The organism is Kitasatospora sp. NPDC101183 (assembly GCF_044767945.1).
Lineage (GTDB): Bacteria > Actinomycetota > Actinomycetes > Streptomycetales > Streptomycetaceae > Kitasatospora.
This window is the reverse complement of record NZ_JBIWOW010000005.1, coordinates 101729-118783: the sequence shown is the minus strand read 5'-3', so window position 1 is coordinate 118783 and position 17055 is coordinate 101729. Positions and strand designations below refer to the sequence as shown.

15 protein-coding genes are annotated in these 17055 nt (G+C 74.0%); 8 read left to right on the top strand and 7 right to left on the bottom strand.

Annotated elements, in window-relative coordinates:
• The first annotated feature begins 56 nt into the window (after window positions 1-56).
• Entirely contained in the window at window positions 57-1394 is a 1338-nt protein-coding gene (locus ACIRRS_RS08110; protein ID WP_402966617.1) for a DUF2079 domain-containing protein, read from the top strand.
• Here ACIRRS_RS08110 and ACIRRS_RS08105 read toward each other — a convergent pair.
• Complete coding sequence (locus tag ACIRRS_RS08105) at window positions 1367-2887, bottom strand: sensor histidine kinase (RefSeq protein WP_402966615.1); 1521 nt, start codon at window positions 2885-2887, stop codon at window positions 1367-1369. The genes ACIRRS_RS08110 and ACIRRS_RS08105 overlap by 28 nt on opposite strands.
• A gap of 139 nt (window positions 2888-3026) precedes the next feature.
• Here ACIRRS_RS08105 and ACIRRS_RS08100 point away from each other — a divergent pair, with 139 nt between their 5' ends.
• Window positions 3027-4988 carry a WD40 repeat domain-containing serine/threonine protein kinase gene (locus ACIRRS_RS08100; RefSeq protein WP_402966613.1) on the top strand — a complete coding sequence of 654 codons (1962 nt, stop codon included), beginning with the start codon at window positions 3027-3029 and terminating at the stop codon, window positions 4986-4988.
• A 25-nt stretch (window positions 4989-5013) separates the two neighbouring features.
• Here ACIRRS_RS08100 and ACIRRS_RS08095 read toward each other — a convergent pair whose 3' ends face one another.
• On the bottom strand, window positions 5014-6288 hold the full coding sequence (locus tag ACIRRS_RS08095) for an MFS transporter (protein ID WP_402966611.1): 1275 nt from the start codon (window positions 6286-6288) through the stop codon (window positions 5014-5016).
• A gap of 234 nt (window positions 6289-6522) precedes the next feature.
• On the opposite strand from ACIRRS_RS08095, the gene ACIRRS_RS08090 reads away from it, so the two are divergent.
• Window positions 6523-7893 (top strand): condensation domain-containing protein, encoded by a 1371-nt coding sequence (locus ACIRRS_RS08090; protein ID WP_402966609.1) that lies wholly within the window; start codon window positions 6523-6525, stop codon window positions 7891-7893.
• A gap of 66 nt (window positions 7894-7959) precedes the next feature.
• Here the strand turns inward: ACIRRS_RS08090 and ACIRRS_RS08085 are convergent, their stop codons facing one another.
• From ACIRRS_RS08085 to ACIRRS_RS08070, 4 genes are all read right to left on the bottom strand, one after another.
• A complete protein-coding gene (locus ACIRRS_RS08085; protein ID WP_402966607.1) occupies window positions 7960-9471 on the bottom strand; it encodes a M1 family metallopeptidase in 1512 nt (503 codons plus the stop codon).
• 198 nt (window positions 9472-9669) lie between these two features.
• On the bottom strand, window positions 9670-10542 hold the full coding sequence (locus ACIRRS_RS08080) for a sulfurtransferase (RefSeq protein ID WP_402966605.1): 873 nt from the start codon (window positions 10540-10542) through the stop codon (window positions 9670-9672).
• Between the two features lie 164 nt (window positions 10543-10706).
• Window positions 10707-11033 carry a hypothetical protein gene (locus ACIRRS_RS08075; RefSeq protein ID WP_402966603.1) on the bottom strand — a complete coding sequence of 109 codons (327 nt, stop codon included), beginning with the start codon at window positions 11031-11033 and terminating at the stop codon, window positions 10707-10709.
• A 166-nt stretch (window positions 11034-11199) separates the two neighbouring features.
• Window positions 11200-12057: a polysaccharide deacetylase family protein gene (locus tag ACIRRS_RS08070; protein WP_402966601.1), complete on the bottom strand. Its 858-nt coding sequence runs from the start codon at window positions 12055-12057 to the stop codon at window positions 11200-11202.
• Between the two features lie 263 nt (window positions 12058-12320).
• Here ACIRRS_RS08070 and ACIRRS_RS08065 point away from each other — a divergent pair, with 263 nt between their 5' ends.
• Window positions 12321-13187 (top strand): SAM-dependent methyltransferase, encoded by an 867-nt coding sequence (locus tag ACIRRS_RS08065; RefSeq protein ID WP_402966599.1) that lies wholly within the window; start codon window positions 12321-12323, stop codon window positions 13185-13187.
• Between the two features lie 46 nt (window positions 13188-13233).
• Here the strand turns inward: ACIRRS_RS08065 and ACIRRS_RS08060 are convergent, their stop codons facing one another.
• Window positions 13234-14106, bottom strand: a complete 873-nt coding sequence (locus ACIRRS_RS08060; protein ID WP_402966597.1) for an Fpg/Nei family DNA glycosylase — start codon at window positions 14104-14106, stop codon at window positions 13234-13236.
• Between the two features lie 140 nt (window positions 14107-14246).
• Here ACIRRS_RS08060 and ACIRRS_RS08055 point away from each other — a divergent pair, with 140 nt between their 5' ends.
• From ACIRRS_RS08055 to ACIRRS_RS08040, 4 genes are all read left to right on the top strand, one after another.
• Window positions 14247-14906 carry a hypothetical protein gene (locus tag ACIRRS_RS08055; protein ID WP_402966595.1) on the top strand — a complete coding sequence of 220 codons (660 nt, stop codon included), beginning with the start codon at window positions 14247-14249 and terminating at the stop codon, window positions 14904-14906.
• 67 nt (window positions 14907-14973) lie between these two features.
• Entirely contained in the window at window positions 14974-15771 is a 798-nt protein-coding gene (locus ACIRRS_RS08050; protein ID WP_402966593.1) for a DsbA family protein, read from the top strand.
• A complete protein-coding gene (locus ACIRRS_RS08045) occupies window positions 15768-16388 on the top strand; it encodes a vitamin K epoxide reductase family protein (RefSeq protein ID WP_402966591.1) in 621 nt (206 codons plus the stop codon). Before ACIRRS_RS08050 ends, ACIRRS_RS08045 begins: the two co-directional genes overlap by 4 nt.
• 63 nt (window positions 16389-16451) lie before the next feature.
• Entirely contained in the window at window positions 16452-17039 is a 588-nt protein-coding gene (locus ACIRRS_RS08040; protein WP_402966589.1) for a dihydrofolate reductase family protein, read from the top strand.
• Window positions 17040-17055: the final 16 nt, after the last annotated feature.

Sequence of the window (17055 nt, the reverse complement as noted above, 5' to 3'; positions counted from 1 at the left end):
AGGATCTTCAGGTTGGTTCAGAAGCCCTTCAGCGGGGCTTCCCTACGGTCTCGGCCGTGTCCAGACGATCGATTCCCCACCTCCTCGCCGTGGTCCTGTGCGCGCTCTACTGCGCGGTCTCGGTGCCGCGCCAACTCCGTTTCGAGACCACCGGGTTCGACCTCGGGATCTTCGAGCAGGGGGTGCGCGGCTACGCCGGCCTGGGCCCGCCGGTCTCCGCCCTGAAGGGCACCGGGTTCAACCTGCTCGGGGACCACTTCAGCCCCGTCCTCGCGCTGCTCGCGCCGGTGTACCGGGTGTTCCCCGGCCCGGTGACGCTGCTGGTGGCGCAGGCCGTGCTGATCGCCGTCTCGGCGGTGCCGGTGACGCGGCTGGCGGTCGAGGTGTCCGGCCGGCTCGGCGGAGCGCTGCTCGGCACGGCGTACGGGCTGTCCTGGGGGCTCTGGGCGGCACTGGAGTTCGACTTCCACGAGGTGGCCTTCGCCGTCCCGCTCGCCGCCTTCGCCCTGGAGGCGCTCGCCCGCGACCGGGCGGTGGCGGCGGCCTGCTGGGCCCTGCCGCTGCTGCTGGTGAAGGAGGACCAGGGGCTGCTGGTGGCCGGGATCGGCGCGTACCTGGCGGCCCGGCGGCACCGCCGGCTGGGCGTGGCGGTGGTGGCGGCCGCCGTGGTGGTGACGGCGGTGGCGGTGCTGGTGGTGATCCCCGCCGTCAACCCGGACGGGCACTACGCGTACGCGGGCAAGGGCGCCTGGGAGGGCGGCGATCCGTTCTCGCGCCTGCTGCTGCCCGGGGTCAAGGGCTGGACGGTGCTCGCCCTGCTGGTGCCGACGGCCTTCCTGGCGCTGCGCTCGCCGCTGGTGCTGCTCGCGGCGGCGCCGCTGGCCGCCCGGTTCTGGGCCGACAGCCCGAACTACTGGGGCACCGACTACCACTACAGCGCCGTCCTGATGCCGGTGCTGTTCGTGGCGGGCGCGGACGGCCTGCGGCGGGCGGGCCGGTTCCGGCGGACGATCCCGCTGATCGCGCTGCTGGTGGCGGCCGTCGCCCTGCCCCGGCCCGCGCCCGGCCCGCCCGGGCTGCGGATCGCCGAGGCGCGACGGGCGCTGGCGGTGATCCCGGACGGCGCCCGGGTCGCGGCCGCGAACGCGCTGGCCCCGCAGCTGACGGCCCGCTGCACCGTCTCCCTCTACCCCTTCCTGACGCCCCCGGGCACCGAGGGGCCCTGGGACCGGCCGGTGGCGGAGTGGCTCGCGCTGCTGGACCGGGACGAGCAGCGGACGCCCGCCTCCCCCGGCCGACGCTCCGACGGGGTGCCGATGCCACCGACGGGGTACGGAGTGACGGCCTCCGGCGGCGGAGTCACCGTCTACCGCTGGACCGGGCCCGCAGGCTGACGATCCGCGCCTGAAACCGACACCGGCAGCTCGACGACCAGCTCCGCGCCCCGCCCGGAGCCCGGCTCGACCGCCCGGACCGTCCCGCCCAGCGAGCCCGCGATGCCCCGGACGAGGGCCAGCCCGAGGCCCGCGCCGCCGTCCACCCTGCCCCGGGCGTCGTCGAGTCGGACGAACCGCTCGAAGACCCGCTCCCGGTCGGCGGCGGGGATGCCGGGGCCGTCGTCGGCGACGGTCAGCACGGCCCGCCCGTCGGCGACCTGCAGCGAGACCAGCACCTCCCCGGCCGCGTGCCGCACCGCGTTGTCCAGCAGGTTGCGCAGCACCCGGCCGAGCAGCACCTCCGTGCCCCGGACGCTCGCCTCGTCCAGCCGCGGGGCGCACACCCTCGGCCCGCCGGGCAGGCACCCGCGTTCGGCGACCTGTTCGGCGACCAGGTCGTGCAGGTCCACCTCCTCCTCGACCGTCCGCCGCTCCTCGGTGCGGGCGAGCAACAGCAGGTCGTCGGCCAGGAGTTGGAGCCGCTCGGTGTCGGCGAGCGCCTCCGCCACCACCTCCGGCCAGCGGGCCTGCTCCGGGTGCGCGAGCGCCACCTCCAGCGAGTGGCGCAGCACGGCGACGGGTGTGCGCAGCTCGTGCGAGGCGTCCGCGACGAGGCGGCGCTGCTCGGTGACGGCGTGCTCCAGCCGCCCCAGCGTGGTGTTGGTGGTCTCGGCGAGCCGCGCGATGCCGTCCCTGCCCGGCGGCACCGGCACGCGCTCGTGGAACGCCCCGCCGCCGATCCGCTCCATCCTCCGGCGGATCGCCTCCACCGGGCGCAGCGCGAGCCCCGTCACCCACCAGGCGACGAGGGCGACGAACAGCGAGGCGCCGGGCACGAGGTACCAGCCGAGGATGCGGTTCACCAGGGCCGAGGCGCGGTTGGCCATGGTGTCGTCGACCATGACGTAGATGGTGAGTTGCTGGGCGTTGCGCTGCGGCGGACCCATCAGCCGGACGAGGCGGTCGCCCTGGACGGTGCCGGTGGTCCGCCGGATGAAGGTGGCGCTGTGGCCCGGCCCGCCGGAGCCCGCCCCCGGCAGCGCCCCCGGCGAGGCCCCGTCCGACGGTCTGGCGGAGGCGCCCTGCACCACCGGCAGGGTGACGCGCTGGCTGGAGAGTTCGGGCGCGCGGGAGGGCAGCGGGGCGAGGCCCTGGAACTCGCCGGGGGTCATCCGGTCGGACTTCGCCCAGGTGCCGTCCTGGTAGAGGATCACGTACGGGGAGTCCTGGTACCCCTCGATCGGCGGCGCCCCCAGCCACCCGTGGATGCTGGTCGCCACCGCCTGCTCCAGCAGCGCCGCGTCCCCCGCCGCCCGCGCCTCGGCGGCGGGCACCCACTGCTGCCGCACCGCGTCGCCGACCCAGACCGTCGCCAGCCCGAACGCCAGCACCGAGGCCACCGCCGAGGCGATCGCCGCCCGCATCCGGACGGAAAGCCGCCGAAGCCCCATGCCCACCCTCCCCACCCTCCCCACCGGCCCACGACCGTACCCGATCGGCTGGTGGGCACCGGAGGAGGACGACCACGTCACGTACGGTCAGTAGGCTGCTGCCGTCACACGTCAAAGCTCTTCCAGGGGTGGGGTCTTCGTGCAGCACATCGGCGGCGGGCGGTACGTCCTGGAGCGCGAGATCGCCAAGGGCGGGATGGGCAGGATCTGGGAGGCGCGGGACACGCTGCTCGACCGGGCGGTGGCGATCAAGGAGGTCTCCCTCGACGCGATCGCGCCCGTCCACCAGGCCGAGTTCCTGAGCCGGGCCGCCGGCGAGGGCCGCCGGGCCGCCGCGCTGGCGGACCACCCGAACATCGTCACCGTGCACGATGTGGTCCTGGAGAGCGGGGCGCCCTGGACGGTGATGCAGTACGTGCGGGGCCGCACCCTGGCCGAGGCGCTGCGGGCCGGGCCGATGGCGGTGGAGGACGCGGCGCTGCTGGCGGCGCAGATGCTGTCGGCGCTCGGGTTCGCGCACGAGGCCGGGATCGTCCACCGGGACGTCAAGCCGCTGAACATCATGCTCAACGACGCCGACGGCCGCTGTCTGCTCACCGACTTCGGCATCGCCAAGGGCATCGGCGAGACGGGCCTCACCGAGACCGGTGTGGTCATCGGATCGGCCTCCTACCTGGCGCCGGAACGCCGGGACGGGATGGACGTGCCGGCCGGGGACCTGTTCAGCCTGGGCGTGGCCCTGTTCGAGGCGGTGGAGGGCCACTCGCCGTTCACCCGCCCCACCTGGACGGGGACGGTCATGGCCGTCGCCGTCGATCCGCTGCCGCCGATGACGCGCGCGGGGCGGCTGGCCCCGCTGATCGCGGCGCTCACGGAGAAGGACCCGGCGGCCCGGCCGACGGTGGCGCAGGCGCTGGCGATGCTGGGGGACGCCCGGCCGGCGCCGGCCCCGACACCTGAACCGGCCCCGACGCGCGCACCGGCCCCGACGCGCGAACCGGCCCCTGAACCGCTTAGGCCGCAGCCCGCCGAACCCCGCCGGGAGCCCACGGTGCTCGACCGGCCGCCCACCGCCACCCGCTGGCTGCGCAGCGGCATGGCCGTGCTGGCCCACGAGCGCGTCTCCGCCCTCGCGTTCGGCCCGGACGGACGCACCCTCGCCACCGCCGGCGGCGCGCGCCGCCCGGCCGTCCGCCTGTGGGACCTCGCCTCCGGCGGGCAGCTCGCGCAGTGGGGGGAGCCCGAGTCGGGCACCCGCACCACCATCGGCCACCTCTCCTACAGCCCCGACGGCCGGGCGCTGACGCTGGTCGAGGGCGTGCCGGTGACGAACTACGTGCCGCTGTCCGTCGACGCCGTCCGTTGGGACACCGCCACCGGCACCGTGACCGCCTCCCACCGGTACCGCAGCGACATCGTCACCGGCGGCCTCGCCCACAGCCCGGACGGCGCGGTGCTGGCGACCATCAGCCGCTACCGGGACCTGACCTTCTGGGAGTTCGCGACCGGCCGCGCCATCCGCACCGTCCAACTCCGGGGCCACTGCGCGGCGTTCAGCCCGGACGGCCGGATGCTGGCGGTCGGCGGCGCCCCGGGCCCGCGCACCGGCGGCGGCGCCGCCGTCACGCTCCTCGACGCCGACAGCCGTGCCCTGCTCAGCGTCCTGCACACCAACGCGATGGCGGCGGCCCACTCCCTGGCCTTCGGGCCGGACGGCCGGATGCTGGCCGTCGGCGGCGCCCCGAACAAGCGGGCGCGCTCGGGCGCCGTCGTCCTGTTCGACACCGGGACGAACCTGGCGACCGCCGCCGTGGACACGGCCGTCGTCCCGGCCGCGCCGACGCTGGCCCTGAGCGCCGACGGCCGCACGGGCGCCGCCTACGGGGGCGGCGAGGAGATCCACGTCTGGGACGTCCCCTCCGGCCGCCCGATCGCGACCCTCCACGTCCCCGAGGCCGAGACGCGCGCGGCCCGCCTGCTGAAGTACCTCAACGTGGAGAACCCCCAGCCCCTCGTCCGCGACCTCGCCGTCAGCCCGGACGGCGCCGTGGTCGCCGCCGCCTGCCGCGCGGGCCTCGTCCGCCTCTGGCGGGTCGGCTAGGAGCGCATCCCGGCGGGGGAGCGCATCAGCACGCCACCGCCACCGGCCGGGCGGCCGCCAGCGCGTCCAGCCGCCGCAGGCTCGCCCGGCGCTGGAGGGCGCCCAGGCCCGTCGCCGCCGCGCCGAGGGTGATCCAGCCGAGCGGGCCCGCGGCCATCACCGCGCCCGTCAGCAGCAGCGGCCCGGCCGCCCGCTGCACCGACTGGGACATCCCGGCGACCCCCAGGTACGAGGCGCCCGCCCCGGCCGGGGCGAGGCTGACGGCGAGCTCCCAGGAGGTGACCGAGCGCAGCAGCTCCGCGAAGGTGATCAGCATGGCGGCGGCCAGCAGCGCCAGCGAGGCCGTCCACGCCCCGGCCCCGGCGGATACCGCGATGAGCAGGCAGCTGGCGAGCAGGGTGACGCCGTACCAGCGCACCGCCCGGGTGGCGCCGCGGGCGTCGGCGGCCCAGGCGGAGACGCGCAGTTGGAGCGCGACGACGAGGACGGTGTTGAGCACCAGGAAGACCGGCACGACCGCGTGCGGGGCCGAGGTGTGGTGGACGAGCCAGACCGGCAGGCCGACGTTGAGGATCGAGTCGTCCAGGCTGAGCGGCATGTCCATCAGCACGAACAGCAGGTAGCCCCGGTCCCGCCACGGCCCGCGCGGAGCGGCGCCCTCCTGCTCCACGGCCACGGGGTCCGGGGCGGTGAGCAGCCCCCGCCCGGCCGGTTCCCGGGTGCGGCGCACGAGTTCGGCGGCGAGGACGTACGAGAGCGCGTTGCCGAGGATCAGCAGCTGGTACGCGGTGGTGGTGCCGAAGGCGAGGCCGACGGCCGCGATCCCCGCGCCGACGGCGTACCCGGCGTTGGCGATGCTGCGGAACAGCGCCTGGAAGGTGCCGCGCTGCTCCCCCGCGACCCGGCTGGCGAACAGCATCTCCAGCGTCTTGGCGGAGCGCTCGGCCAGGCAGGTCACGGCGACGACCAGCAGCAGGGCGAGGAAGTCGTGGACGACGAGCATCAGGCCCATCGTCCCCAGCCGCAGCAGGTGGCTGGTGATCAGCAGGCCGCGGACGGGGAACCGTTCGGCGGCCCGCCCGGCCAGGGGCGATCCGGCGATCCCGGCGACGGCGGCGACTCCGAGCATCAGGCCCAGCTGCCGCTCGTCGAGGCCGCAGACGAAGGTGAAGTAGAGCACCGAGGCCGCCGCCCACACGCCGGTGCCGGTGCGGTCGATGCCCTGTGCCAGCAGCATGATGCGCGCGTCCCGCCCGCCCGGTGGCCGCCGCAGCTGGGCGATCAGTCCGTTGTCCCGCATGTCGGCTCCCCCTGGTGCCTCCGGATTTAATCTCGACGTCAAGATACTTGATGCCAAGAGATTGCGAAACCCCTATTTTCGCAGGCCGGACCACCCTCCCCGACCGCCCCACCGCCCCCGGCCGGCCCCTCGACGCCCCGGGCACCGTGCGCCAGACTGCTCCCCAGCAGCACCCGCGCTCCCCACGCACCGGCACCTCCCCCACCACCGCGACCCCATTGGAGAGCAGGACCGGTGACCAACCGTCAACTCCTGGAGATCCCCTTCACGTCCGGCCGTTCCGGCTCCGGACCGGCGACCTGGGGCCAGCGCGCCTACTGGGACACCATCCGCGCCCTCGCCCCCGCCGACGCCCCGCGCTACAACGTCGCCGGCGGCGCCCCGATCGACCCCGGCCTCCCCCTGCCCGTCCTGATCGACGCCCTGGGGAAGCTGCTCCACCTGCACGAGTCCCTGCGCACCCGGCTGCTCCCCGACGAGGACGGGCAGCTTCTCCAAGTCCTAGACTCCGACGGCACGTTGACCCTGGAGGTGCACTCCTGTTCGGACGCGGAGGACCTGCCCGAGGCCGGCGCCCGGCTGCACGGGGAGCTCTCGGCCCGCACCTTCGACACCGCCGCCGAATGGCCGCTGCACGTCGCGGTGATCGAGCGGGACGGCCTCGTCCGCTACGCCAGCGTGGTGCTCCCCCACACGGCCGTCGACGGCGCGGGCATGAGCCGCCTGATCGCCGACCTCGCCGCCCTCTGCCTCGGCAGCTCCCCCGCCGAGCTGGACGGGCTGCGCGTCCCCGCCCGCCAGCCGCTGGAGGAGGCCGAGTTCCAGCGCTCGCCCCGGGGGGCGCGACGGGACGGCAACGCCCGCCGCGACTTCCTGCGCAAGCTGCGCGGCGGCCCGGCCCGCCAGTTCCCGGAACCCGAGGCGGCCCCCGACCCCACGGCCCTGTTCCCCAACGCGGTGCTGCGCTCCCCCGCCCTGGCCCGCGCCGTCGAGCAGGTCGCCGCCGGCCACCGGGCGAGCACCTCCTCCGTCCTGCTGGCCGCCACCGCCGCCATGACGGCCCGGCTGTCCGGCTCGACGGAGGCGCTGCTCGACGTCGTGGTCAGCAACCGCTTCCTGCCCGAGCTGGCCAACGCGGTGGCCGCCGTCGCGGGCGAGGTGCTGATCCACCTCCCGGAGGCGGACGGGGAGTTCGGCGCCCTGGTGCGCCGCACCCACGCCGCCGCGCTCGGCGGCTACCTGAACGCCTACTACGACAAGACGGCCCTGGACGCCCAGGTCGCGGAGCTGGCCGCCGAGGGAGTGCCGCTCGCCGACCGCTCCTGCGTCTTCAACGACATCCGCGAGGTCGTCCCCCCGGGCGCCGACGCCCCCGGCGAGCCGGGCGCGACCACCCTCACCTGGCCGGTGGAGTTCGAGCCGCGCCCCGGGCTGACGTACGCGCTGGACGCGGCGCAGTCGGGCGACGCGGTGAGCCTGGCCATGACGGCCGACCCGGCCGTGCTGCCCCGGGCGGAGATGGAGCGCTTCCTGTACGGGATCGAGGAGACCGTCCTCGCCGAGGCCCGAGCACTGGCCGCCGCCACCGCGACCTCCCCCGCCTGACCCCGCTCACACGGGCGGGGCGGCCCGGCGAGGACCCGGGCCGCCCCGCCCCTCACAGCGTCGAGGTCAACGCCCCTCGCCGTGGCCCGCGTTGGCCTCCTGGATCTTCTTCCAGGACTTCGGCTCCACCGGCACCGCGTCCTTCGCCTGCGCGTTCAACGAGGCCGGCTTCGCCCCGCCCGGCCCGACGGCCGGCTTGGCCGGGGTGAACAGCCAGGTGGTGAAGAAGTCCCCGAGCTGCTGACCGGACACCTTCTCCGCGTACGCCTGGAAGTCCTGGACGGTGGCGTTGCCGTAGCGGTGCTCCGTCGGCCAGCCCTTGAGGATCTGGAAGAACTTCTCGTCGCCGACCTTGACGCGCAGCGCCTGGATCGCGACGGCGCCCCGGTCGTAGACGGCGCTGGAGAACTGGTTCTGCGCGCCCGGGTCGCCCGGCTTGACCGTCCAGAACGGGTCCTCGGCCGGGTGCGAGGCGTAGACGAAGTCCGCCAACTGCTGCGCGGTGCCCTCGTTCTCGTGCTCGGACCAGAGGTACTGCGCGTAGCTGGCGAAGCCCTCGTTGAGCCAGATGTCGCTCCAGCGCGCCACCGAGACGCTGTCCCCGTACCACTGGTGCGCCAGCTCGTGCACGACCACCGAGGTGTTGGCGCCCTTGGCGAACTGCCGGGGGCTGTAGAAGACCCGGGTCTGGGTCTCCAGCGCGTACCGGGTGGGCACGTTGGGCACGTACCCGCCGATGGAGCTGAACGGGTAGTCGCCGAAGTAGCCGCTGAGGAAGTCCACCAGCTCGCCGGTGCGCTCCACGCTGGCGCGGGCGGCGTCGGCGTTCTCGCCGAGGTCCTTGCTGTAGGCGTTGTAGACGGGCAGCCCGCTCGCCGTGGTGTCCTGGGTGATGTCGAACTTGCCGACCGCGAGGGTGGCCAGGTACGTGGCCTGCGGCTTGTTCTCGCGCCAGCTGTAGCGCGTCCAGCCGGCCTGCGAACTGGTGCCGGTCAGCACGCCGTTGCTGATCACCTGGTTGCCGTCCGGGACGAGCACCGAGACGTCGTAGGTGGCCTTGTTGCTGGGGTGGTCGTTGCTCGGGAACCACCACCAGGCGGCCTCGGGCTCGTTGGCCGCGATCCCGCCGTCGGGGGTGCGCAGCCAGCCGGTGAATCCGTACTTCTTCACGGTGGAGGGCACGCCCTTGTAGCGCACGACCACGGTGGCCTGGCTGCCCTTGGCCAGCGGACGGGCGGGGGTGATCTCCAGCTCCTGCTCGCCGCTGGTGGCGAAGGTGGCGGCCCGGCCGTTGACGCGGACCTCGGAGACGTTGAGGGCGAAGTCGAGGTTGAAGCGCGAGAGGTCCTGGGTGGCCGTGGCCAGGATGGTGGTGGTGCCCTCCAGCTCGTCGGTGACGGGCTGGTACTTCAGCCGGATGTCGTAGTGCGAGACGCGGTAGCCGCCGTTGCCGTAGGTCGGGTAGTAGGGGTCGCCCACCCCGGGGGCGCCGGGTTGGAAGTCCGCGGCCGAGGCCGGGACGACGAGCAGCAGGCTCAGGGCACTGGCGGCGGCGGAGACGATCAGCCTCTTGCGCAACGTGGTCCTCCAGGATCACCGGAACGTCGGAAACGTCGAACGGGAACGACGGTGGATCGATCCATGTCCCGGTGGAGCCCGAACCACTCCCCCATGATGAGATGTTCATGATAAGAAACAGGCCGAAATGGCGGCGCCGCAGCACCGCCACCAGCCCCTCACGCCCCAGCCGTCACCCCCGCCCCCGCTGCGGGCCGCTCAGGCCCCCAGTGCGACGGGCGCCCGCACCAGCGAGCCGTACTCCGTCCACGAGCCGTCGTAGTTCTTGACGTGCGGGTAGCCCAGCAGCTCCGTCAGCGCGAACCAGGTGTGCGCCGAGCGCTCCCCGATCCGGCAGTAGGCGATCACCTCGCGCTCGGGTTCCACGCCCCGGCCGCCGTACAGCGCCCGCAGTTCCTCGGCCGGACGGAAGGAGCCGTCCTCCCGGGCAGCCTGGGACCAGGGCACGTTCACCGCGCCGGGGATGTGCCCGGGCACCTGGGCCTGCTCCTGCGGCAGGTGCGCCGGGGCGATCAGCTCGCCCCGGAACTCGGCGGGCGAGCGGACGTCGACGAGGACGGAGTCGGCGCCGGGCTTGGCGAAGACCTCGGCCCTGGCCAGCACCTCGTCGCGCAGCGCCCGCAGCTGCGGGCGCTCGGGGCCGGTCAGCCGGTAGGACGTGTGCTGGTAGTCCATGACCTCGGCGGTGAGTTCGCGGCCCTCCAGCTCCCACTTCTTGCGCCCGCCGTCCAGCAGCCGCACCGGGCCGAAGCCGCGCAGCCGCAGCAGCCAGAAGGCGTACGCGGCGAACCAGTTGCTGTTGCCGCCGTAGAGGACGACGACGGTGTCCTCCTCGACGCCGGCCGCCCGCAGCAGGTGCTCGACGCCCTGGCGGTCCAGATAGTCGCGGCCGACGCCGCTGCGCAGGTCGGTCGTCCAGTTCCAGCCCACCGCGCCGGGGATGTGGGCCCGGTCGTAGGCGTCGGTGTCCTCGTCCACCTCGACGATCCGGACCGTCCCGTCGTCCAGGTGGTGGGCGAGCCGCTCGGTGCTCACCAGCGACTCCGGGTGTGCGTAGCCCTTGCCGGTCATCCCGGGCCTCCTTCGGCGCTGCTCGGGCCCGTCTTCACACTCGCGTCTGCGGGGCGACGCCGGGGCCCGAGGCCCGTCGCGTCCCGATCACGGGCAGCGGGGGGCTCCGGCGACCGGGCCGGACAGTTCGAACGTACGCCGACCGCCCGGCCCGGGCCACCCGGTCAGGAGAAGACCACGGAGCGCAGCTTGAGCCGGTCGCCGAGCCGCTTGCCGGGGTTCATCACGTAGAACGTGTCGCCGCTGCAGTCGAAGTCCAGGAAGACCGTCGCGGTGGAGCTGGTGAAGTTCTCCGGCGCGAAGGCCGGGTCCTGTTCGGTGGCGCCGAAGAGGTTGATGCACGTGCCGCTCTCGGGGTCGGCGAGCCCGGCGGGGACGCCGGGGCCGACCTTGTAGAGGAACTCGCCCGTGGCCGCACTGGCCGACAGCGGGGCGGAGAGGACGAGGGCGGCGGCGCTGGCGACGGCGAGCGCGGCGTTGCGGAGACGCATGTGTGAGGGCCTTTCAGGTGGTACGCGCAGGTACCGGGGGACTTGGTGCAAAATCACCCTAGAGGCCCAAAATCCGCAGAAACGGTTCTCCCAATCCACTCGTTCGGGTGGTTTAGACATCAAAGCCGGTACCCGGTCACCCCGGGTACCGGCGGAATCGGGGCCCTCAGTTCGGCGGGGCCGTGAAGAAGTACCCGGAGTCGATCAGCGTCGGCAGGTACGTCTTCAACGCCGCCACCGTCTGCGAGCGGTCCCCGCCGCCGTCGTGGTTGAGCACGATCGCCCCCGGCCGGACGTCGCGCAGGATGCGCTCGGTGATCGCCGAGGTGCCGGGCCGGGCCCAGTCGCGCGGGTCCACCGACCAGCCCATGTTCCGCATCCCTAGGTCGGCGGCCACCTTGAGAGAGACCGGGGACCAGTCGCCCCCGGGCGCCCGGAACCAGGTGGGCAGCCGCCCGGTGGTGCGGTGCAGCAGGTCCGAGGTGCGCTCCAGCTCGTCGCGCACCTTGCCCTCCGACATGTGCCGCAGGTCCGGGTGGGTCCAGGTGTGGTTGGCGATGTGGTGGCCCCGGTCGGCGATCTCCCGCACCAGCTCCGGGTGCTCGACGGCGTTCTCGCCGATCAGGAAGAAGGTGGCCCGGATGCCGTACTGCTGGAGCAGCGCCAGCACCGTCGGCGTGTAGCGGGGGTCGGGGCCGTCGTCGATGGTGAGGGCGACCACCCGCTGGGCCGCGTCCAGCTCGTACACCGGCTTGCTCTCGCGCTCGGTGAGCACCCGGTGGACGGGCTCCCCGGTGGCGCCGGCGGGGGCGGCGGCCGAGGCGGGCGGCGCGGGGGAGGGCGTCGGGGAGGAGGTGGCCGAGGTCAGGGTCGGGGTCGGGGAGGCCGCCCACTGGGAGGGCGAGCCGGTCGGAGCCGCCCCGATCGCCCCCGCCTCGGCGGCCTCCGGGCTGGGCGGGCCGGCGGCGGAGGGCTCGCCGGCGAACGGGCTGCGGCAGCCGGCGGCGGCTCCGAGCAGGGACATGCCGGCCGCGACCAGCAGCAATCTTCGCGAAGTAATCTGACGATCAGACAGCATTCTGGATGTGTGCCCCGCCGCCCACAGCCGCTGACCCACGGTGACCCCGACGGGCCCGATCACCACTCCGACGGCCCAAAGGGGCACCGTCCGCACACCGACTCTCCGGAACTTCCCCCGCACTTCGACGACCGGACGCCCGGGTTCCCCGTGAGGGCCGCTACGCTGTGCCCTCCCAGTGTGATGATCTGCCATCAGAGGACGTGGCCATGACGACAAGTCAGGACTCCCCCCAGCCGGGCGAGCAGCAGGTGGACGCGGACCGGGTCGAGCTCAGCGAGTGGGAACGCTTCGGCGTCGACACCACCGCCCCCCACTCGGCCCGCGTCTACGACTACTGGCTGGGCGGAAAGACCAACTTCCCGCCGGACCGCGCCATGGGTCAGGCCATCGAGGAGGCCGTCCCCAGCGTCAAGCAGATGGCCAAGGCCAACCGCGCCTTCCAGGGCCGCGCCGTACGCCACCTCGCCCAGGAGCACGGCATCCGCCAGTTCCTCGACCTCGGCACGGGCATCCCCACCTCGCCCAACACCCACGAGATCGCCGAGTCCGTCAGCCCCGGCACCCGCGTGGTCTACGTCGACAACGACCCGATCGTGCTCGCCCACGCCCGCGCCCTGATGGTCTCCAGCCCGGCCAGCCGCACCACCTACATCCACGCCGACCTGCGCAAGCCCGAGGAGCTGTTCGCCGACCCGGCGCTCACCTCGACGCTCGACCTCACCCAGCCGGTCGGCCTGCTGATGATCGCCGTGCTGATGCTGATCGCCGACGAGGACGACCCGTGGGGCCGCGTCGCCGCCCTGCGCGACGCCCTGCCCTCCGGCAGCTGTCTGGCGCTGACCACGCCGACCCAGGACTTCGACCCGGTCGCGGTCGGCAAGGTCGCCGAGGCCGCCCGCGCCGGCGGGATGACCCTGGTGCCGCGCTCCCACGACGACGTGCTGCGCTTCTTCGACGGCTGGGACCTCGTCGAGCCGGGCCTGGCCCCCGTCCTCGCCTGGCGCCCGGACGGCGAGCCGCCGGCGGACCCGAAGGCCGCGTACTACTGGGGCGGCGTCGCGATCAAGCGCTGAGACCCTCCGAAGAAGAACGAAGAAGTAGCGCGGTGCTGCGGCCGCGCTACTTCAGCAGGCGGGAGAGCCTGCGATCCGCCAGCGGCTTGCCGCCGGTCTGGCAGGTCGGGCAGTACTGGAGCGAGGAGTCCGCGAAGGACACCTCGCGCACGGTGTCCCCGCAGACCGGGCAGGGCAGCCCGGTGCGGCCGTGGACCCGCATCCCGACCTTCTTCTCCGCCTTCAGCTCCCCCGCCGCCAGCCCCCGCGAGCGCTCCACCGCCTCGCGCAGCGTGCTGCCGAGCGCCTCGTACAGCCGGTCCGTCTCCTCGCCGCTCAGATCGGCCGCGATCTTGTACGGGGACATCCGCGCCGCGTGCAGCACCTCGTCCGAGTAGGCGTTGCCCACCCCCGCCAGCACGCCCTGGTCACGCAGCACGCCCTTGATCCGCCGCCGCTCCCCGTGCAGCAGGGCGGCGAAATCCTCCCCGGTGACCTCCAGCGGGTCCGGCCCGAGCCGGGCGACGCCGGGCACCTCGGCCGGGTCGGCGACCACGTACACGGCGAGGCCCTTCTTCGTCCCCGCCTCGGTGAGGTCGAAGCCCGCCCCGTCCTCCAGGCGCAGCCGAAGCGCCAGCGGGTTGCGCGGGCTCGGGCGCGGCGGCTCGGCGGGCAGGGCGTCCTTCCAGCGCAGCCAGCCGGCCCGGGCCAGGTGCACGACCAGGTGCAGGCCGTCGGCCCCGGGCCCCAGGAACGCGAGGTCCAGGAACTTGCCCCGCCGGGAGACCCCCGTGACGGTGCGCCCCGCCAGGGCCGTCACCGGCGGGTCGTACGTCTTGAGCGCGCTGATCGCCACCGGCCAGGCCGCCGCGACCACCCGCCCGGTCAACCGTTCGGACAGGAAGGCGCTCAGCGCCTCGACCTCGGGCAGCTCCGGCATGGGCCCAGTCTGCCCCCACCGGGCGCGGGCCGCACTCCGTAAGGAGGGGATAAGCCCAGCTCAGCGCGGGTGGTGAGGCTCTTCACAGCGGGCCCGCGCGCCGACCGTTCCGGTTTCAACCTGTGGCAGACTCGGATGCCATGGACATCGGCCCGGTCACCAGGACGCTGCGCGCGGCGGTCTTCGCCGCGCTCGTCGTGCTGCTCGCCGGTCTCGGCCAGGTGCTGGTCACCGGCCGGGCGCTGCCGCTCGCCACGATGGGCCTGGCCGGGCTCGCCGTCTTCGCGGCGGCCTTCGCCCTGGCCGGCCGCGAGCGCGGCTACGCGGCCGTCGCCGCCGTGTTCCTCCCCCTGGAGCTGGGCGCCGGAGCGCTCTTCGGCCTCGCCCAGTCCAGCTGCCCCTCCCTGCCGCCCCAGGCCGCGCACGGCTTCCAGCCGCTGCTGTGCGGCGGCGGCTCGCTGGGCGGGTTCCTGCTCGGCCACGGCGCCTCCCAGCAGACCGGCGTGCTGCTGCTCCTGCTGCTGCACACGGCGATCGCGCTGATCGGCGCGTACGGGCTGCGCCGGGCGGACGCCGCGATGACCTGCCTGGCCCGCACGCTCCACATGGTCGGCGAGTTCGCCCACCGGCACCTGCCGGCCCTCGCCCGGCTGCTGCGGCTGCTCGCCGCGCCCGTCCCGGCCCGTCCGGTGGTGCGGGTGCCGCTGCCCGAGGCCAGCCGCCCCGCCGTCCCCGCGGAGGGCGCCTGCGTGCGCCCGGCCGTGCGGCGCGGTCCCCCGGTGTTCGTCCCGGCCGCCTGAGACCTCCGTTCCCCGGCGGTCGGCCCTCTCGCATCCCCGCACGCCCGAGAGCACAGGACGACACCCCATGAGCAACTCCCGCAAGACCGCCAAGAAGACCTCCGCCACCGAGCGCATGCGCGTCGCCCGCGAGCAGGCCGAGCGCTCCGAGCGCATCCGCCGCCGCGTGGTCGTCGGCGTCTCCTCCGTCGCCGTGCTGGCCCTCGCGGCCGGCGTGGCCTTCGCCGTCGGCGGCTCCTCCGGCTCCGGTTCGAGCGCCGCCGTCAAGGGCCCGCTGGTCGTCCCGGCCAACGCCACCGGCCCCGGCGGCACGGTGATCACGTACGGCAAGGCCGACGCCCCGCACACCCTGTCCGTGTACGAGGACTTCCGCTGCCCGTTCTGCGAGAAGCTCGAGACCGGCACCGGCAAGGCGATCCAGCAGGGCGCCGACGACGGCACGTACAAGATCGAGTACCACCTGGCGACGTTCCTGGACAACAACCTCGGCGGCCAGGGCTCGCGCACCGCGCTGGCGGCGGCCGGGGCCGCGCTGAACGAGGGCGTGGACAAGTTCAAGGCCTTCCACGACGTGCTGTACGCCAACCAGCCGCAGGAGAGCAGCGACGCCTTCGGCGACGTCAACCACGTCCTCGACCTCGCCGGTCAGGTGCCGGGCCTCAAGACGGACTCCTTCGTGAAGGCCGTCCAGGAGGGCACCTACGTGCCGTGGGCGGCCAAGGTGAACGAGGAGTTCAACAAGAGCGACGTCACCGGCACCCCGACCGTCAAGCTGGACGGCAAGAAGCTGGACGTCCTGACCGGCGGGAACGCCGTCTCCCCCGAGCAGTTCACCGCGATGGTGAAGCAGCAGGTCGCCGGATGACCGCCCCCGCCGCACCGACCGCCCGGACGTACGGCGCGAGCCGCCCGTACGCCTGGCTGCTGCTGATCGGCGGCGCGGTCGGCCTGTTCGCCTCGGCCGTCCTCACCCTGGACAAGCTGCGGCTGCTCAAGGACCCGTCCTACGTCCCCAGTTGCAACATCAACCCGATCATCAGCTGCGGCTCGATCATGCGCAGCGCGCAGGCCGAGGCCTTCGGCTTCCCCAACTCGCTGCTGGGCCTGGTCGGTTTCGCCGTCGTGATCGCGATCGGCGCCGGACTGCTGTCCGGGGCGACGTACCGGCGCTGGTTCTGGCTGGGCCTCCAGGCGGGGACGGTCTTCGGGATCGGCTTCGTGACCTGGCTGATGTACCAGGCGCTCTACCGGATCAACGCGCTGTGCCCCTACTGCATGGTGGTGTGGACGGCGATGATCCCGCTGTTCTGGTACACCACCCTGCACAACCTGCGCAGCGGCGTCATCCCCGTCGGCCGCCGCCTGCGGCCGGTGGTGCGGGAACTGGCGCGCTACCACTGGACGGTTCCCGCGCTCTGGTACGCCGTCGTGGCGCTGCTGGTCCTGAACCGGTTCTGGTACTACTGGAGCACCCTGCTCTGACCCCGTCCGCCGCCCCCGCCCGCCGTGGCGCGGGCGGCGGGCCCCTTCCCGGCGAGGTGGCCGATGCGGCGCGGAATCGTCCTGTTCGTGAACGTCTCCCTGGACGGCTACTTCGAGGGCCCGGACCACGACCTCGGCTGGTCCCGGGTCGACGAGGAACTGCACCGCCACTTCAACCGGGTACTCGCCCGCATGGGTGGTTTCGTCTCCGGCCGGCGGACCCACGAGCTGATGGCCGCGACCTGGCCCACGGCCGACCGGGACCCGGACGCGCCCGGCTGGATGGCGGAGTTCGCGGGCATCTGGCGCGACATGCCGAAGGTCGCCTTCTCCCGCACCCTCGAGCACGCCGACTGGAACACCACGGTCGTCCGGGAGGTCACCCCGGAGACGGTCGGCGCCCTCACCCGGGGCGAGGGCGCAGACCTCGCCCTCAGCGGCGGCGAACTGGCCGAGGCCTTCCTCGCGCAGAACCTGGTCGACGAGTTCCGGGTCTACGTGCACCCGGTGGTCCTCGGCCGCGGCACCCTGCTCTTCCGCCCCACCCCGGAGCCCGTCCCGCTCACCCTGCTCGACACCCACCGCTTCACCAACGGCGTGACACTGCTGCACTACGCGCGCACCGGGCCGTCACCGCTCGGGGAGCGGTGACGGCCCGGATCATCAG

What these genes read in the sequence shown, in the direction of transcription:
- ACIRRS_RS08050 (WP_402966593.1), top strand. Translation starts at nt 14,974, where the DNA reads ATGAGCAACTCCCGCAAGACCGCCAAGAAGACCTCCGCCACCGAGCGC.
- ACIRRS_RS08045 (WP_402966591.1), top strand. Translation starts at nt 15,768, where the DNA reads ATGACCGCCCCCGCCGCACCGACCGCCCGGACGTACGGCGCGAGCCGC.
- ACIRRS_RS08075 (WP_402966603.1), bottom strand. Translation starts at nt 11,033, where the DNA reads ATGCGTCTCCGCAACGCCGCGCTCGCCGTCGCCAGCGCCGCCGCCCTC.
- ACIRRS_RS08040 (WP_402966589.1), top strand. Translation starts at nt 16,452, where the DNA reads ATGCGGCGCGGAATCGTCCTGTTCGTGAACGTCTCCCTGGACGGCTAC.
- ACIRRS_RS08095 (WP_402966611.1), bottom strand. Translation starts at nt 6,288, where the DNA reads ATGCGGGACAACGGACTGATCGCCCAGCTGCGGCGGCCACCGGGCGGG.
- ACIRRS_RS08105 (WP_402966615.1), bottom strand. Translation starts at nt 2,887, where the DNA reads ATGGGGCTTCGGCGGCTTTCCGTCCGGATGCGGGCGGCGATCGCCTCG.
- ACIRRS_RS08065 (WP_402966599.1), top strand. Translation starts at nt 12,321, where the DNA reads ATGACGACAAGTCAGGACTCCCCCCAGCCGGGCGAGCAGCAGGTGGAC.
- ACIRRS_RS08070 (WP_402966601.1), bottom strand. Translation starts at nt 12,057, where the DNA reads ATGTCCCTGCTCGGAGCCGCCGCCGGCTGCCGCAGCCCGTTCGCCGGC.
- ACIRRS_RS08055 (WP_402966595.1), top strand. Translation starts at nt 14,247, where the DNA reads ATGGACATCGGCCCGGTCACCAGGACGCTGCGCGCGGCGGTCTTCGCC.
- ACIRRS_RS08080 (WP_402966605.1), bottom strand. Translation starts at nt 10,542, where the DNA reads ATGACCGGCAAGGGCTACGCACACCCGGAGTCGCTGGTGAGCACCGAG.
- ACIRRS_RS08060 (WP_402966597.1), bottom strand. Translation starts at nt 14,106, where the DNA reads ATGCCGGAGCTGCCCGAGGTCGAGGCGCTGAGCGCCTTCCTGTCCGAA.